The organism is Bacillus sp. HNG (assembly GCF_003400205.1).
Taxonomy (GTDB): domain Bacteria; phylum Bacillota; class Bacilli; order Bacillales; family Bacillaceae_L; genus Ferdinandcohnia.
Window position 1 is genome coordinate 108,439 of the sequence record NZ_QUQV01000009.1, and the last position, 15,660, is coordinate 124,098.

A 15,660-nucleotide genomic window follows, 5' to 3' on the forward strand; every position below is an offset into this window, starting at 1 on the left:
TACACATCCTTTCATCATTTCGTACTACATTGGTATTTGTTGAGTAATACAATGAATATTTCCGCCGCCTAGTGCAATTTCTCTTGTATTGACTTGAACAACCTTTCGATCTGGAAAAAGGGTTTCGAATTGACGAAGCGCGATTGAGTCACATGGATCCCCAAACCCTGGAATAATAACACCGCCATTGCATAAATAACTATTTACATACGTGCAGGCAAGTTTCGTTCCTGGCTTACGACCATAGCTGTGTCGTGCTATGTCTATTCCCTCACTTTCCTTATCTGTTATTTCAATCTGAGTTGGGATTTGAATTTTATGGATCTTAAACTTTCTTCCTTTCGAATCCTTGGCATCTTTTAGTTGGTTATAACATTCAGCTAAAATGTCGTATTGTGGATTGGATTTATCATCAGTCCAGCTCATGGCAACCTCACCAGGTCGTACGAAAAAGACAACTTCATCGACATGGCCATCCGTTTCATCAAAAAGCATCCCGTTTTTAAGCCAAATAATCGTATCCACATTTACATACTCTTTTAAGCGATACTCGATCTCTTCTTTGGATAAAAGAGGATTTCGATTTTTATTTAGTAGACATTGTTCAGTTGTTATAAGAGTGCCTTCCCCGTCAACTGTAATCGAGCCGCCCTCGAGGATAAAATCCTGCGCATCATAGCGATTGAATCGGTCAATTTCCAACACCTTTTGTTTGACTAAGTTGTCTAAGTTCCATGGAAAATAAAGACCGTGTTCAAGCCCACCCCAGGCATTAAAGCCCCAATCAATTCCGCGGATTTCACCTTCCTCATTTTTAACGTAGGTAGGTCCGATATCCCTCATCCAAGCATCATTAGAGGAAATCTCAACAACACGGATAGAACCTGGAAGTATTTCTCGTACATGCTCATATTGATTTGCAGAAACTCCTATTGTCACAGGCTCAAATTTCGAAATAGCTATTGCAACCTTGGCAAAGGCTTTTTGAGCGGGCTTGGCTCCTAATCTCCAGGTGTCCGTTCTCTCAGGCCAGAGCATCCATGTTCCCAGATGGGGTTCGAATTCTCCAGGCATTCTAAAGCCATCTCGGCGAGGAGTGCCTGTTAATTTTTTTACCATTGTATTTCCTCCAGTAATTGTAAGGTTGCTTGTTTTTTTCAACTAATCTCCTCCATTCGAAGTCGTCATTCTTGAATGATGCAAAAATCATACCAATTTGTCTCATTAAAGAAGATGAAGAAAAAAGAAGAAGCTATGAAGGAATGAATAACCTATGCATACATGAATAAGTACTCTATTTAATGGATGTGGAATGGTGACAAGTAAACATGTGAAGCGACATTCGATTTGGCACATTATTTGCAACATCATAACTAGTTAAATACTGACTAAAGGAGGTGAATAAGTGGAGCATGACGAAATCATTACTAGCCCCTACCATGGAATTATTAAAGAAATTATCATAAAAGAAAATGCCAAGATAGATGAAGGGGAGCCCTTGTTTATTATCCAAACCTTGACTGGTGAGAATAAGGCTATCAAGGTTGGTATTAGAGGGAGTGTTCAATCAATCGAGGTACAAGTAGGGGATGAAGTAATACCGGGAATGGTACTCACTTATGTGAAAGATGAATCATTCATCGTATAGTAACAAGCATTTTGAGAAGATCATGTCTTCTCTCTTTTTTATTTTTAGATTTATTTAAAAATTCTATATAATCAGTGATATAATAGAGTATATGGAAAAAGGGGGATAGTCGTTCATGATTTCAGTTGATCCAAAAAATATTAAACCTTTAGTGGTAATTGACATCGAATCACTTGAAAAAGGTCATGGTCCGTTTCGTATTGGCAAAACTCAAGAACCCTACCTTTTTATACAACATAATCAAAGAATCATCGGGTATGTCCCTATGAAAGTATTTTCGGGGAATGGGGAAGGGGATAAGGAAGTCACGGAAGAAAAAATCAAGAATCATGTAATTCCTATCGAAAAAATCTCACAGTTAAGTAAAAATATTTCCCTACCTATTGTCTTTCAAATTATTGGTGAGCCCTTTGCTTTGGTGAGGGACGATGCCGGAGAAATAAGTGGATACATACCGAGAGAAGAACTATTAGCTGAAATGTTCCGTCAAGGGAATCAGAATATTGATTTATTAAAGGTTATTTTAACCTCGATTCCAATGGGGATATTTGTTGTGGATCGTGAGAGAAATATTGTTTCCTATAATGAATCAGCTTTAAAAATGATAAAAATGTCTCCAGAACATGTACTACATACACCCGCAGAGAAAATCTTCGCAAAAGAACACATCAATAGCGTATTTCAAACAGGATCCACCGTATTAAATCAGCTTCAGATCACGTCAACAATGAGTGTTTTAGTTGATTACAGCCCAATCTATACTCCAGAAAAACAGGTCGATGGAATGGTCATCATCGTACAAGACCTTCCAATGGTTGAAGAAATGGCAAATGAAATTGAATATATTAAGGATTTAAATCATGATATGCAAGCAGTCCTCTCGAGTGTTTACGACGAAATCCTAGTAGTGAACGCAAAGGGAGAATTGATTCGTTTTAGTGACACAGAAATCTCACAGTTTTGGGGAGTTGAATTAAAAAGCCTGCTAGGAAAAAACATTATCGAGCTAGAACAAAAAGGTTTATTTACACCCTCGGTTACGAGATTAGTCCTAGAACAAAAGAAAAAAGTTTCTGTGGTTCAAGAGACGAAAGCAGGAAAAAGGATTCTTGCCGTCGGAAAACCGGTATTTAATGAAAATGGTGAGCTCATTCGAATCATTATTGCCTCTCGTGATATTACAGAAACGACAAAATTGAAGAACGAACTTCGTCATATGAAGGAAATTTCAAATCAGTATAAACGTGAACTCGATGATATGAAGACAAAGGATTTATTTTATAAAAAGCTCATTTATTGTAGCCCGAAAATGGAAGAAATCATGACACAGGTAAAAAAGATTGCTGATTTTTCCTCAACTGTCTTGATAAACGGAGAATCAGGTGTTGGGAAAGAGGTGATTGCTCAAGCGATTCACCAACTTGGAAAACGCTCGAAAAAACCTTTTCTTAAGCTGAATTGTGGAGCAATCCCAGAGAACCTACTCGAAAGCGAGTTGTTTGGCTATAGTAAGGGTGCGTTTACAGGGGCAGACAAAAATGGAAAGGAAGGTTATTTTAAACAAGCGGATGGTGGGGTCCTATTTCTTGATGAAATCGGCGAAATGCCATTACACCTACAAGTTAAGCTACTAAGGGTTCTTCAAGAGCAAGAGGTCATCCCTATTGGAAGCACGAAACCAATAAAAGTGGATGTTCAAATTGTTGCAGCAACCAATAAAAACCTTGAAAAAATGGTGGAAAAACGCGAATTTCGGGAGGATTTATTTTATCGGTTAAATGTGATTCCCATCCATATTCCGCCATTGAGAGAAAGACCAGAGGATATACCGTTACTTGCGTTTCACTTCGTCCAACAAATGAATGACCGATATGATAAGAACTATCATCTAACTCCTGATGCCCTAAATCTATTAGAGGTCCATTCATGGCCAGGAAATATTCGAGAACTTCAAAATATGATTGAGCGGCTTGTTGTATCAGCTGATGATGAGGCAATCGATGCAGAGTTTGTGAATCGGTTCCTTGTTCTTGGGAAGGACGTGAAAAGTTCAAAGCCGATTGTAACGAGAATACTACCACTTCAAGAAGCTTTAGAATCGGTAGAGGAACAGCTAATATTACTAGCTATAAAGCAATATAAAACGACAACGAAAGCTGCAAAAGTGCTAGGAATCAGTCAATCCTCTGTTAGTAGGAAATATCAAAAAATAGTAGCTGAACAGCATGGCAATATAGAAAATGTGTACTAAGAAAAAAACTATTGGTTCTTATATGAATCAATAGTTTTTTTCTTTAATTTTTGGCATAGTTTTTGCATTGATTAAAATGACATAGACGAGAAAGGATGATGTAGGATGGGTTATGCTTCAATTAAAACAAATCTACCTGGAGATAGATCAAGAGAATTAGTAGAACGAAGACAGCAGGCTGTTCCAAAAGGAGTTAGCTTTGGAGCACCACTTTTTGCACAATCGGCAGAAGGAGCTCTAATACAAGATGTCGATGGAAACACGTTTATTGATTTCGTTGGCGCAATTGGAACGATTAATGTCGGGCATTGTCATCCAAAAGTAAAGCAGGCTCTTCACGAACAGGTCGATCAATTCATTCATACTGGATTTAATATTATGATGTATGAGGCATATATTGAACTTGCTGAGAGGCTTGCTCGTATTGCTCCTGGAAAACACGATAAAAAAGTGCTGCTTCAAAATAGTGGTGCAGAAGCCGTCGAAAATGCCGTTAAGATTGCACGGAAATATACGAAAAGACAAGGCATTGTTTCGTTTTCAAAGGGCTTCCATGGTAGAACCTTATTGACGATGACAATGACGAGTAAGGTAAAGCCTTATAAATATGAATTTGGTCCGTTTGCACCAGAAATTTATAAAGCGCCATATCCATACCATTTCCGTCGACCTCAAGGATTAACGATAGAGCAGTATGAGGAGTATATGGTGGAGGAATTCCGAAACTTCCTTATTACCGAAGTAGCCCCAGAAACAATTGCCGCGGTAGTCATGGAGCCAGTCCAAGGGGAAGGTGGCTTTATCATACCTGGTAAACGTTTCGTTCAAGGAGTCTATGAAGCTTGCAAAGAATACGGAATTCTTTTTATAGCTGATGAAATTCAAACAGGTTTTGCGAGGACGGGAAGCTATTTTGCGATTGAACATTTTGATGTCGTTCCTGACATCATCACGGTTTCGAAGTCAATGGGTGCAGGTGTCCCAATTAGTGGAGTGATTGGTCGCAAGGAAATTATGGATCAATCAGAGCCGGGAGAACTAGGAGGTACATATAGTGGAAGTCCGCTTGGATGTAGGGCAGCCATAGCAGTTCTTGATATTATTGAAGAAGAGCAGCTTAATGAAAAAGCACAAAAAATTGGATTTAGGGTTATGGAAAAGTTTGAACAGTTGTATGATAAATATGAGTGCATCGGTGACATACGTGGACTTGGTGCGATGTGTGCCATGGAGATTGTCGAAGACCGCCTAACAAACACTCCGTCTAAGAAACTAACAAATGAAATTATTCAGGAAGCAAACAAACGTGGGCTCCTATTATTAAGTGCAGGTGTCTATGGAAATGTCATTCGCCTTCTGATGCCAATTGTCATCACCGATGAACAGTTAGACGAAGGACTGAAGATTTTAGAACAATCCATTGAAACAATCGAACAACGCAGACATATTTTTTCTAATTAACATGGGGATTTAAAGGGAGGTAGTTTAGATGCCAACACATTTTATGTATATTAATGGGGAACAGGTAGAAAGTGACACGAAGGAAGTCATCGAAGTGACTAATCCTGCTACTAATAAGGCAATAGCTTCCGTTCCAAAGGGAGGGAAGCCAGAAGCAAGAAGAGCAGTTGATGCTGCTCATGCTGCTTTTAAAGAATGGTCTAAAAAAACAGCCGGGGAACGTGGACAGTTACTGATGAATTGGTTCCGACTGATTGATGAACATAAAGAAGAGCTAGGTCGATTAATGACAGAAGAGCAAGGAAAGCCAGTAAAGGAAGCGGTTGGTGAAATTGCTTATGCAAATAGCTTTATTTCCTGGTATGCAGAAGAGGGGAAAAGAATCTATGGAGAAACGATTCCATCATCCCATCCTAATAAACGAATTTTAGTCCACAAACAACCAGTAGGTGTTATCGCCGCAATCACGCCTTGGAATTTTCCGGCTGCCATGATTACCCGGAAGGTAGCACCAGCGCTAGCAGCAGGTTGTACTGCTGTCGTAAAGCCGGCTTCACAAACCCCTCTTACCGCAATAAGACTTGCTGAGCTTGCTGGAGAGGCAGGTATACCTAATGGTGTTATTAATGTCGTTACTGGAAATGCACGTGCAATTGGCGATGCTTGGTTAGAGGATGAACGCGTTCGAAAAATTACCTTTACAGGTTCAACTGAGATCGGAAAGGTGCTAATGAAGGGGGCGGCTGATACAGTCAAGAAAATTTCCCTTGAGCTTGGAGGGCACGCCCCTTTTATTATTATGGATGATGCAGACCTTACTAAAGCAGTTGAAGGTGTAATTGGGTCAAAATTTAGAAATGCCGGTCAAACCTGCATTTGTACAAACCGGATATATGTCCACGAGTCTATTGTCGATGCTTTTCAAGAGAAATTCCAAAAAGCCGTTGCCAATCTCAAGGTGGGGAACGGACTTGAGGAAGGTGTGGATATTGGGCCATTAATCGATGAAGCTGCACTAGAAAAGGTAACAGAACATATTGAGGATGCCGTTTCAAAAGGAGCAACTATCCTTCATGGAGGAAAAAGAATTTACGATAATGATGGTTATTACCATGAGCCGACAGTTCTCGCAAATGTGTCGGATGAAATGATTTGCATGCAAGAGGAGACATTTGGTCCGTTAGCACCTGTCACAACATTCAAAACGGAAGAAGAGGCCATTGAACGTGCGAACAACTCCCCATATGGATTGGCTGCTTATGTCTTTACTGAAAATATTGGGAAGGCTATTCGCATAAGTGAACAGCTTGAATATGGAATTGTTGGTTTGAATGACGGACTGCCATCAGTAGCACAAGCTCCATTTGGTGGCTTTAAAGAAAGCGGACTTGGAAGAGAAGGCGGACACTTCGGAATCGATGAATATATTGAAGTCAAATACATTTCGATTGCATTTTAGATTTATCAAAAAAACTGCCCATTCAATTAAGAATCGGCAGTTTTTTTAGTAGATGTGGTTGAATTTGCTGAATTAGACACTTCGCTCAACCCTAAAAATTGCGTGATGCAGCATTTCAATTAATAGGTCTACCTCCTCCTTGGTAATGCAAAGTGGAGGTGCAAAGACTAGGGTATCCATTCCATCAAATACGACAGATCGACAGATAAGCCCTATTTTAGCAGCTTCATTTACAATTCTAGGGGCAATTGGGCCTTTTACATGTTGTGGCGTATTGATTTCAACTGCGCCCATGAGCCCTAACGCACGAACATGACTGACAAGACTTGATTCACTTTGAATCCATGAAAAACCATCGAGCATTTTAGCTCCCATTTTCGCGGAATTCTCAATTAATCCTTCAGTTTCGATGATTTCGATATTTTTCAATGCAACCGCGCATGCCATTGGATGACCGCTATACGTATATCCATGTAAAAGCGTTCCGGTAGAAAGCTCTTTGAAGTCCTCAAAAATCGCTTCAGATAAAACAACACCACCTAATTGGGCATATCCACTTGTTACCCCTTTAGCAAAGCACATCATGTCTGGCACAACTCCATAGTGATCGACACCGAAATATTGCCCAGTTCGACCAAATCCGGTTATCACTTCATCGGTTATCCACATAATATTGTGTTCATCACAAATGTCTCGAATTTCTTTAAAATAGCCTTCAGGTGCGATATGCACTCCACCTGCACCTTGAACTGGCTCTGATACAAATGCAGCAATTGTTTCCGGTCCCTCTGTTTCAATCGTTCTTCGCAAATCCTCCGCTGACATATTATCTGTATAATAAAAATCTGGCGCTAATGAATTGGTAAAATCTCTGAACGGCTTTAAACCAGTCGCGCTGGTCGAGCCCATTGCAACCCCGTGGTAAGATTTTTTACGAGAAATGATTTTCTTTTTCTCCGGCATTCCACGTAATATCCAATAATGGCGCGCTAATTTATATGCCGTATCATTTGCTTCTGATCCTCCTGAAGTAAAGAAAGTTGTCGATAAGTTCCCTGGTGAAATGTCCGCAAGCTTTGCTGCCAATCGTATCGCGGGTTCATTACTAAACGTCGCAAAGCAAGAACTAAATGCGAGTTTGTTCATTTGTTCTTGAGCCGCTTGTCCCAATTCCTTCCGTCCATGCCCGATATTGACATTCCATAAAGAGGACATGCCATCAAGGACTCGTTTCCCATTCACATCCTCAAGGAAGACACCTTCTCCTTTTGAAAAAATAAACGCGGGACCGAAATCCTGCTGTTGCTGAATCGGTGAGGTTGGATGTAAAAAATGTTTCTGGTCAAGTTCCATTAATTCTTGGCGTACCATCAATTTTTCGTTCATTCACATTCCTCCTTCGTTCATTAAGGGTGCAAGTTCGCACATTTATTGAAATATATGCGTTAGGTTCAAGCTTTTGAACTATGAATATGGAATAGAACTTATAGAATTCACGTGAATATTTCTTTTTGTAAAGGACAACCTTGAATTCGTAATTATGTTTTAACTCTCCTGTAACACGGATGAAATATATTTTGAGTATGATAATAGTAGTAATTGACCCCCTTTTTATAAAATAGATTTATTTTGGGCACAGGAACATCCCCTGTGCCCCCTTTTTTTGTAGCTGGCAGAAAAATGACACATCGATAGAGGAACTTCGACTCACTACCGACACATCCTGTGGAAGCGCGTTGGCTTGCTTCTCCGTTCCTCACGTATTAACTACATACGCTCCGGTACTCAAAGCTGCGCCGCCTTGAAATCCTCGGTCCTTTTCAACCTCCTTCATGTACATAATTTATAACTACAACAAAAAACAATATACAAATCTTGTTCGTTGTGAGTACCTGTTAGAAATAGTATAATAATAACCATAAGATTGCTTACAAACGGTCTGCCATTTACGGGACCGACTTGGGGTGAAAGAGAGTGCAAAGAGTAACAAATTGCGTAGTACGCAAAGATAATAAAGTATTGCTATTGCAAAAACCGCGACGCGGATGGTGGGTTGCTCCTGGAGGAAAAATGGAGCCAGGTGAATCAGTTCGGGACTCCTGTATCCGTGAATACCGTGAGGAAACAGGATTATATCTTAAAAATCCAGATATAAAAGGGATTTTTACATTTATCATTAAAGAAGGCGATAAGGTAACTTCCGAATGGATGATGTTTTCTTTTTTAGCTAATGATTTTGAAGGAGAAAATGTTGATGAATCCGAAGAAGGTATCCTGAAATGGCAGGAAATTAAGGACATACCAAATCTTCCGATGGCTCCTGGGGATTATCATATTTTGGATTACGTACTTAAAGGTTCTGGGGTTATTTATGGAACATTTACATATACGCCAGATTTTCAATTACTTTCTTATAGATTAGATCCTAGTTAGATATGGGGAGGCAAAACGATGAGTGTTGGTTCAACGAGTGAAATACAATTGGTGATAATAACGGGAATGTCAGGTGCAGGTAAAACTGTGGCCATTCAAAGCTTTGAGGATTTAGGATATTTTTGCGTAGATAACCTTCCTCCAACCTTGCTTCCAAAGTTTCTTGAGTTGATGAAGGAATCTGGAGGGAAAATGAATAAAGTCGCTCTTGTCATGGACTTACGTGGTCGTGAATTTTTCGACAGCTTATTCGCATCCCTTGACGATCTTTCAGAGGTTTCATGGATTGCTCCACAAATCTTATTTTTAGATGCAAAGGATACAACGCTTGTCACACGTTATAAGGAAACAAGACGTTCTCATCCACTGGCTCCAACTGGTTCGCCACTCGAAGGCATCCAGGCTGAAAGGGAAATCCTTGAGGAAATGAAGGGAAGAGCCCAGTATATTTATGACACTTCAGATTTAAAGCCGAGGGAACTAAGGGAAAAAATATTAAAGCAGTTCGCATCACATTCAAGACCTACCTTTTCAGTTAACGTGATGTCATTTGGCTTTAAATATGGTATTCCAATTGATGCGGACCTTGTGTTTGATGTGCGTTTTCTCCCGAATCCTCATTACATCGAAGCGATGAGACCAAAGACTGGACTTGATGAGGATGTATCAAGCTATGTTCTAAAATGGACGGAAACCCAGAAGTTTATTGAAAAAGTAACTGATCTCCTCGCATTTATGCTCCCGCAATACAAGCGGGAAGGAAAAAGCCAGCTTGTGATTGCAATTGGGTGTACGGGCGGACAGCACCGTTCTGTCACACTTGCTGAATATATCGCAAATCATTTCAAGGATGACTATCAAACTCATGTTTCTCACCGCGATATTGAGAGGCGAAAGGAAAGAAAGTAATGACCAATCAAAAACAGCCTAAGATTGTCATCATTGGTGGAGGAACTGGCCTTTCCGTACTTTTACGAGGGTTAAAATATCAGCCAGTTGATATTACGGCCATTGTAACGGTTGCGGATGATGGAGGATCGTCTGGTCGTCTACGCGATGAGATGGATATTCCACCACCTGGTGATATTCGAAATGTATTAGCTGCCTTATCAGATGTGGAGCCCTTGATTGAGGATTTGTTCCAGCATCGGTTTGCAGGTGGAAATGGCTTATCTGGTCATTCACTTGGAAACTTGATCCTTGCGGCAATGACAACAATAACTGGTGATTTTGTTCACGCAGTAACTGAAATGAGTAAAGTCCTAAAAGTAAGAGGAAAAGTGCTCCCAGCAGCGAATAAAAGTGTCGTTTTAAATGCTGAAATGGAGGATGGCACTGTTGTTACAGGTGAATCTAAAATTCCATACTCCGGTAAAAAAATCAAGCGTGTCTTTTTAACACCGGATGATGTTGAGCCACTCAACGAATCAATTGAAAAAATTCGACAGGCCGATATGATTGTCATTGGACCAGGCAGCCTTTATACAAGCATTTTGCCAAATTTGCTTGTACCTAAAATAGGCGAAGAGGTCGTAAATGCAAAGGCAAAAAAGGTTTATATTTGTAACGTGATGACCCAGGCAGGGGAAACCTTGAACTATACAGCAAGTGACCATGTGCAGGCTTTGAATGATCACATGGGCTTGAGGTTTATTGATACCATTTTGGTCAATGATGGAGATATCCCTGAGCGCATCAAGGATAAATATGCAAAAGAGTTGGCGAAGCCAGTTGTGTATGACGTAGAAAGGCTTTCTACTTTAGGTTTATCCATCATTAATGATAAAATAATTTCATATGATAACGATGTAATCAGACATGATACAACAAAAGTAGCAAATCTTTTATATAATATGGTTTTAGAAAATAAAAATGGGTGATTGAATAAATCACCCTCATTATAAAAAGGAGGGTGGAACCTGTGTCATTTGCATCAGAGACGAAAAAAGAACTAACAAACCTAGACATCAAAGAGTGCTGCGCAAAAGCCGAGCTTTCCGCTTTGATTCGAATGAATGGCGCACTTTCCTTCTCCAACCAAAAAATAGCGGTTGATATCCAAACGGAAAATGCTGCTATCGCGAGAAGAATTTATACATTACTGAAAAAATGCTATAATGTTGGTGTTGAGCTCCTCGTTCGTAAAAAAATGAGACTCAAGAAGAACAATGTATATATTGTTCGACTGATTGAGGAAGCAAAGGATATTTTAGAAGATTTAAAGATTTTTGAAGGTTTTTCCCTACATCAAGAAATCTCTCCTGCCCTCGTTGCAAAGAAATGCTGTAAACGCTCCTATTTACGCGGGGCTTTTTTAGCAGGGGGCTCAGTAAATAACCCTGAAACATCCTCATATCATCTTGAGATTTTTTCATTATATAAAGAACATAATGATTCTCTTTGTGAATTAATGAACGTTTTCGATCTCAATGCCAAAACATTAGAACGAAAAAAAGGTTTCATTACGTATTTGAAGGAAGCTGAAAAAATCACAGAATTTCTCAATGTTGTTGGTGCTCACCAAGCATTGCTTCGATTTGAGGACGTACGTATTGTTCGCGACATGCGAAATTCGGTGAACCGTCTCGTGAACTGTGAAACAGCTAACTTAAATAAGACAATTGGCGCTTCCATTCGTCAAGTAGAAAATATCCGCTACATTGATGAAACAGTCGGCCTTGGCATTTTACCAGATAAGTTAAGAGAAATTGCTGAGCTCCGAGTGGCCTACCAGGATGTCACTCTAAAAGAGTTAGGTGAAATGGTAACATCTGGAAAGATTAGTAAATCTGGAATTAACCACCGTCTTCGAAAAATAGATGAAATTGCCGACAAGCTCCGTGCAGGCCAATCGATCAAATAAGTGTTTTGTTCACTTGGAAAGAAATAAAGCGCTATCATTTTGAAACCTTTTTGGTTTATTCTACGTATGAATAGAAAACTAATGAGAAAAAACAAACAACTTAAGAATTGCACACAAATTTGAGGAGGAAGAAAAAATGGTTGAAAGACATGTTGAGGTTGTATTAAGAACGGGATTACAAGCACGCCCAGCAGCAATGTTTGTTCAAGAAGCAAACAAATATTCTGCGGACATCTTTTTAGAAAAGGATGGGAAAAAGGTTAACGCAAAAAGCATTATGGGGCTAATGAGTTTAGCGATTGGCTCAGGTGCAACGATTACCCTTATCGCAGAAGGAAACGATGAAGAAGCTGCGGTTGAAGCTTTAACTGAATTTGTTCAAAAAGAAGCATAAAAAAATCCTCTCACGATATGATGTGAGAGGATTTTTATTTATATACTTATTTATTGTTATCTTGTGGGTACATAACCTTGTCGATAAGACCATACTCCATTGCTCTTTCAGCAGTCATGAAGTTGTCACGGTCTGTATCTCTTTGAAGAACCTCTAATGGTTGGCCAGTACGTTCTGATAAAATTTGGTTAAGCTTTTCGCGTAAGAATAGAATACGCTTCGCTGCGATTTCAATCTCAGTTGCTTGCCCTTGTGCTCCACCAAGTGGTTGGTGAATCATAACTTCACTGTTTGGAAGCGCAAAACGCTTGCCTTTTTCACCAGCTGCAAGTAAGAAAGCACCCATTGATGCAGCCATACCGATACAAATAGTAGAAACCTTTGGCTTAATGAACTGCATTGTATCATAGATCGCCATACCAGCTGTAATTGAACCACCTGGGCTGTTGATGTATAAAGAAATATCTTTTTCAGGATCCTCAGCTGCTAAGAACAATAACTGAGATACGATTGAATTGGCAACATTATCATCAATCGCACTTCCAAGCATGATAATACGGTCTTTTAATAAACGTGAGTAGATGTCATATGCGCGCTCTCCACGGTTTGTTTGTTCAATAACTGTAGGTATTAAATTCATTTTACTTCCTCCTTCAAACAAATTAAAAGGTTTGTTATGTACTTCCATCATACAATTAAGGTCAGTAAAGGTCAAACAATTCGCTTTACTAACTTATACTATTCTACAAACGATTATCCCATACCTCTTTAGGCACGGAAAAAATCAAAATTTCATACGTATTCCATCATAACCGATTTGACGTATTTTAAACATGGGACCAGAGGGACGGGTTCTATTGGTTCCATGTGGTCCAAAGGGAGCAGAGGGGACGGTTCCAATGGTTCCACGGGGTGGGTGGAATAGAAAAAACCTGTCTCTTTAATTAGAAACAGGTTTTCAATAGCGCCCTCGGCAGGATTCGAACCCACGATAAGAGAACCGGAATCTCTTGTGCTATCCACTACACTACGAGGGCATGTTTTGGATAAAACTGCACTCATCATTATAGGATAGAACTTATTTGAATGCAAGAATTTAATTTAAGGATGGCGTGTGCTTTTTGCAAAGGCCTCGTAAATATTGACTCAATTAATTAGGTACGATTACTTGAATGTTTTTGGAAGAATAAAGGGAAAGGGGCAATATAAGGTTTTGAAAGAACTATTGGATAAATATTGTAAAAGTCATGAGAGATAGCTTATATTTGTAGATGCTTTTGGATGAAAGTGGAAAAAGCCCACATAAAACCAATATATGAAAAGACTATTGGATAAATCTTGAAAAAGTGATACCAAAAAAACTATATTGAACCTAATTTCTCTTCGTCTAATCCAGAAAAAGTGGTATATCGCAGAACACCCCAATATACCACCTTAAAATCTTCTCTCTAGTTATCCTTATAGCCCAATGTCCCGTCGTACACATCTTCATCAACAGGATTCACAGCCCACATCGTTTGAATCGGATCGAACTCTGATGCAAACTCTTTTTTGTTATTACTTTCCTTTGCTTCATCAAGTGTCCCAGTGACTGGGCCCGTGTACATGATTTCATTCTTTTTCAACAGTAATCACCTCTTTAAGGTAGATTCTTTCAAAAAATGAATAAAAATGCGTGCTAAAATTTAACTTTTTCGATACGATAGAAGTAAGAAAAAATAAACGATATATCATTTAGTCAAATGTTTATTAAAATTGCGAATTAAAAAGTAAACGCTTCCATTTTATTGAATCACCTCAAAGGAAGGGGGAAACCATGAGTGAATATGCAAACTGGACTTTTTCAGCAACAATCTTTAAAGCTAGTCATGACAAAGGAATTAACACAGGCAATTACTCTTTTACAATACTCTTCTTTGGATTTGACTAAATTTCTAGAAGAGCAAACACTAGAAAATCCCCTCATTGATGTAAAACCATCAGATTTTGGACGACCAAAAAAAATGAAGGTTACAAAAGATACGTATACAAATCCAATCGACTATCTAAGTAAAAAAGAAACAACGTTATACGAGCATTTACTCACACAGATTTCCTATATGAAATTAAACAACACGAAAAAACAGACGGTCGAATATATCATCCAACTACTCGACAGTAATGGGTATTTGTATTTTCCTACAGAAGAAATAGCAAGGGATCTTAATATCGATACGGAAACCATTGAAAATGCGATCCAAATTATTCAGAGCTTAGATCCGGTTGGGGTAGGAGCAAGGTCTCTGCAGGAATGTCTTCTCCTGCAATTGCAGGCACTCCCAAATCGAAACAGGTTGGCAGAGACAATCATACAAGACCATTTTGAACGTTTTGCTGAAAAGTCATGGAAGGAAATCGCTAAGGACCTAAATGTAAAGCTTTTTGATATCCAACAGGTGTTTGATTTTATTCAAACGCTAAAGCCGAGACCAGGTACTGCCTTTCATGGTGGAGAAGCGCATTATATTGTTCCGGACATCGATATTCAGGTAGAAGGCGATGTCGTCACAATGAAGATGCAAGACTCGTACCTGCCAAAGGTATCGTTGAATCTCCAGTATTATCAACACTTTTTAGATGAAAAGGATACCAAAACAAAGTCCTATCTTCAGGAAAAAGTAGATCAATGTCAGTGGATTATGAGAAGTTTAGAGCAACGAAAAATGACCTTGCAAAATGTCATGAGTGAAATTATTAAACGTCAAATGGATTTTTTTATAAAGGGACCAGCACATTTAAAACCGCTTATTATGAGTGATGTTGCGGATGCTCTTGATATCCATGAATCAACAGTTAGCAGAGCGGTAAAGGATAAGTTTGTGCAAACTCCATTTGGGATTTTTGAGATGAAGTATTTCTTCAGCCGGAATATCCAAACAACGGGTGAAGCTGATACGTCGTCGACGCAGGTGAAAAATGTAATGAAACAGATGATTGAAGAGGAGAATAAGCAAAAGCCTTTGTCAGACCAAGAAATTGTCAGTATACTTGAGGAGGAGCATGGTATTCTTGTATCGAGACGAACAATCGCAAAATACCGTGACCAATTAAACATACCTTCTTCGACAAAACGAAAACGGTATAGCAAGTAGATTGGAAGTGTAAGAAGTTG

14 protein-coding genes and 1 tRNA gene are annotated in these 15,660 nt (G+C 39.2%); 10 read left to right on the forward strand and 5 right to left on the reverse strand.

Annotated features, from left to right (window positions below):
- Nucleotides 1–24: 24 nt before the first annotated feature.
- Complete coding sequence (aguA, locus tag DZB84_RS16635) at nt 25–1,119, reverse strand: agmatine deiminase (protein WP_116353468.1); 1,095 nt, start codon at nt 1,117–1,119, stop codon at nt 25–27.
- 286 nt (nt 1,120–1,405) lie between these two features.
- Here aguA and DZB84_RS16640 point away from each other — a divergent pair, with 286 nt between their 5' ends.
- From DZB84_RS16640 to DZB84_RS16655, 4 genes are all read left to right on the forward strand, one after another.
- Nucleotides 1,406–1,648, forward strand: coding sequence for a biotin/lipoyl-containing protein (locus tag DZB84_RS16640; protein WP_116353397.1), 243 nt, complete (start codon nt 1,406–1,408; stop codon nt 1,646–1,648).
- A gap of 115 nt (nt 1,649–1,763) precedes the next feature.
- On the forward strand, nt 1,764–3,899 hold the full coding sequence (locus DZB84_RS16645; protein WP_116353398.1) for a sigma 54-interacting transcriptional regulator: 2,136 nt from the start codon (nt 1,764–1,766) through the stop codon (nt 3,897–3,899).
- Between the two features lie 105 nt (nt 3,900–4,004).
- Nucleotides 4,005–5,360, forward strand: coding sequence for a 4-aminobutyrate--2-oxoglutarate transaminase (gene gabT, locus DZB84_RS16650; RefSeq protein ID WP_116353399.1), 1,356 nt, complete (start codon nt 4,005–4,007; stop codon nt 5,358–5,360).
- A 43-nt stretch (nt 5,361–5,403) separates the two neighbouring features.
- The gene (locus DZB84_RS16655; RefSeq protein WP_116353469.1) at nt 5,404–6,819 is read left to right on the forward strand and encodes an NAD-dependent succinate-semialdehyde dehydrogenase; all 1,416 of its coding nucleotides are present in this window, start codon (nt 5,404–5,406) and stop codon (nt 6,817–6,819) included.
- Nucleotides 6,820–6,891: 72 nt separating this feature from the next.
- Here DZB84_RS16655 and DZB84_RS16660 read toward each other — a convergent pair whose 3' ends face one another.
- On the reverse strand, nt 6,892–8,205 hold the full coding sequence (locus tag DZB84_RS16660; RefSeq protein WP_116353400.1) for an aminotransferase family protein: 1,314 nt from the start codon (nt 8,203–8,205) through the stop codon (nt 6,892–6,894).
- 588 nt (nt 8,206–8,793) lie between these two features.
- On the opposite strand from DZB84_RS16660, the gene DZB84_RS16665 reads away from it, so the two are divergent.
- The 5 genes from DZB84_RS16665 to DZB84_RS16685 all read left to right on the forward strand — a co-directional run bounded on the left by DZB84_RS16665 (nt 8,794) and on the right by DZB84_RS16685 (nt 12,509).
- Nucleotides 8,794–9,252, forward strand: a complete 459-nt coding sequence (locus DZB84_RS16665; protein WP_116353401.1) for an NUDIX hydrolase — start codon at nt 8,794–8,796, stop codon at nt 9,250–9,252.
- 18 nt (nt 9,253–9,270) lie between these two features.
- Nucleotides 9,271–10,161, forward strand: coding sequence for an RNase adapter RapZ (gene rapZ / locus DZB84_RS16670; RefSeq protein WP_116353402.1), 891 nt, complete (start codon nt 9,271–9,273; stop codon nt 10,159–10,161).
- Nucleotides 10,161–11,132, forward strand: coding sequence for a gluconeogenesis factor YvcK family protein (locus DZB84_RS16675; protein ID WP_116353403.1), 972 nt, complete (start codon nt 10,161–10,163; stop codon nt 11,130–11,132). Before rapZ ends, DZB84_RS16675 begins: the two co-directional genes overlap by 1 nt.
- A gap of 41 nt (nt 11,133–11,173) precedes the next feature.
- The gene (whiA, locus tag DZB84_RS16680; protein ID WP_116353404.1) at nt 11,174–12,115 is read left to right on the forward strand and encodes a DNA-binding protein WhiA; all 942 of its coding nucleotides are present in this window, start codon (nt 11,174–11,176) and stop codon (nt 12,113–12,115) included.
- A gap of 136 nt (nt 12,116–12,251) precedes the next feature.
- Nucleotides 12,252–12,509: an HPr family phosphocarrier protein gene (locus DZB84_RS16685; RefSeq protein WP_116353405.1), complete on the forward strand. Its 258-nt coding sequence runs from the start codon at nt 12,252–12,254 to the stop codon at nt 12,507–12,509.
- A gap of 46 nt (nt 12,510–12,555) precedes the next feature.
- Here the strand turns inward: DZB84_RS16685 and clpP are convergent, their stop codons facing one another.
- The 3 genes from clpP to DZB84_RS24995 form a co-directional block, all read right to left on the reverse strand.
- On the reverse strand, nt 12,556–13,149 hold the full coding sequence (gene clpP / locus DZB84_RS16690; RefSeq protein ID WP_116353406.1) for an ATP-dependent Clp endopeptidase proteolytic subunit ClpP: 594 nt from the start codon (nt 13,147–13,149) through the stop codon (nt 12,556–12,558).
- Nucleotides 13,150–13,474: 325 nt separating this feature from the next.
- Nucleotides 13,475–13,546: transfer RNA gene (locus tag DZB84_RS16695), tRNA-Arg, on the reverse strand.
- Between the two features lie 411 nt (nt 13,547–13,957).
- On the reverse strand, nt 13,958–14,134 hold the full coding sequence (locus tag DZB84_RS24995; protein WP_189655285.1) for a hypothetical protein: 177 nt from the start codon (nt 14,132–14,134) through the stop codon (nt 13,958–13,960).
- Nucleotides 14,135–14,335: 201 nt separating this feature from the next.
- Between DZB84_RS24995 and rpoN the strand changes: the two genes are divergently transcribed.
- Nucleotides 14,336–15,640 carry an RNA polymerase factor sigma-54 gene (gene rpoN, locus DZB84_RS16700; protein WP_189655284.1) on the forward strand — a complete coding sequence of 435 codons (1,305 nt, stop codon included), beginning with the start codon at nt 14,336–14,338 and terminating at the stop codon, nt 15,638–15,640.
- Nucleotides 15,641–15,660: the final 20 nt, after the last annotated feature.

Bases quoted from the DNA above. Each gene is read 5' to 3' on its own strand.
- rapZ (WP_116353402.1), top strand. From the start codon at position 9,271: ATGAGTGTTGGTTCAACGAGTGAAATACAATTGGTGATAATAACGGGA.
- DZB84_RS16685 (WP_116353405.1), top strand. From the start codon at position 12,252: ATGGTTGAAAGACATGTTGAGGTTGTATTAAGAACGGGATTACAAGCA.
- DZB84_RS16645 (WP_116353398.1), top strand. From the start codon at position 1,764: ATGATTTCAGTTGATCCAAAAAATATTAAACCTTTAGTGGTAATTGAC.
- gabT (WP_116353399.1), top strand. From the start codon at position 4,005: ATGGGTTATGCTTCAATTAAAACAAATCTACCTGGAGATAGATCAAGA.
- DZB84_RS16675 (WP_116353403.1), top strand. From the start codon at position 10,161: ATGACCAATCAAAAACAGCCTAAGATTGTCATCATTGGTGGAGGAACT.
- rpoN (WP_189655284.1), top strand. From the start codon at position 14,336: ATGCAAACTGGACTTTTTCAGCAACAATCTTTAAAGCTAGTCATGACA.
- aguA (WP_116353468.1), bottom strand. From the start codon at position 1,119: ATGGTAAAAAAATTAACAGGCACTCCTCGCCGAGATGGCTTTAGAATG.
- clpP (WP_116353406.1), bottom strand. From the start codon at position 13,149: ATGAATTTAATACCTACAGTTATTGAACAAACAAACCGTGGAGAGCGC.
- DZB84_RS16660 (WP_116353400.1), bottom strand. From the start codon at position 8,205: ATGAACGAAAAATTGATGGTACGCCAAGAATTAATGGAACTTGACCAG.
- DZB84_RS16655 (WP_116353469.1), top strand. From the start codon at position 5,404: ATGTATATTAATGGGGAACAGGTAGAAAGTGACACGAAGGAAGTCATC.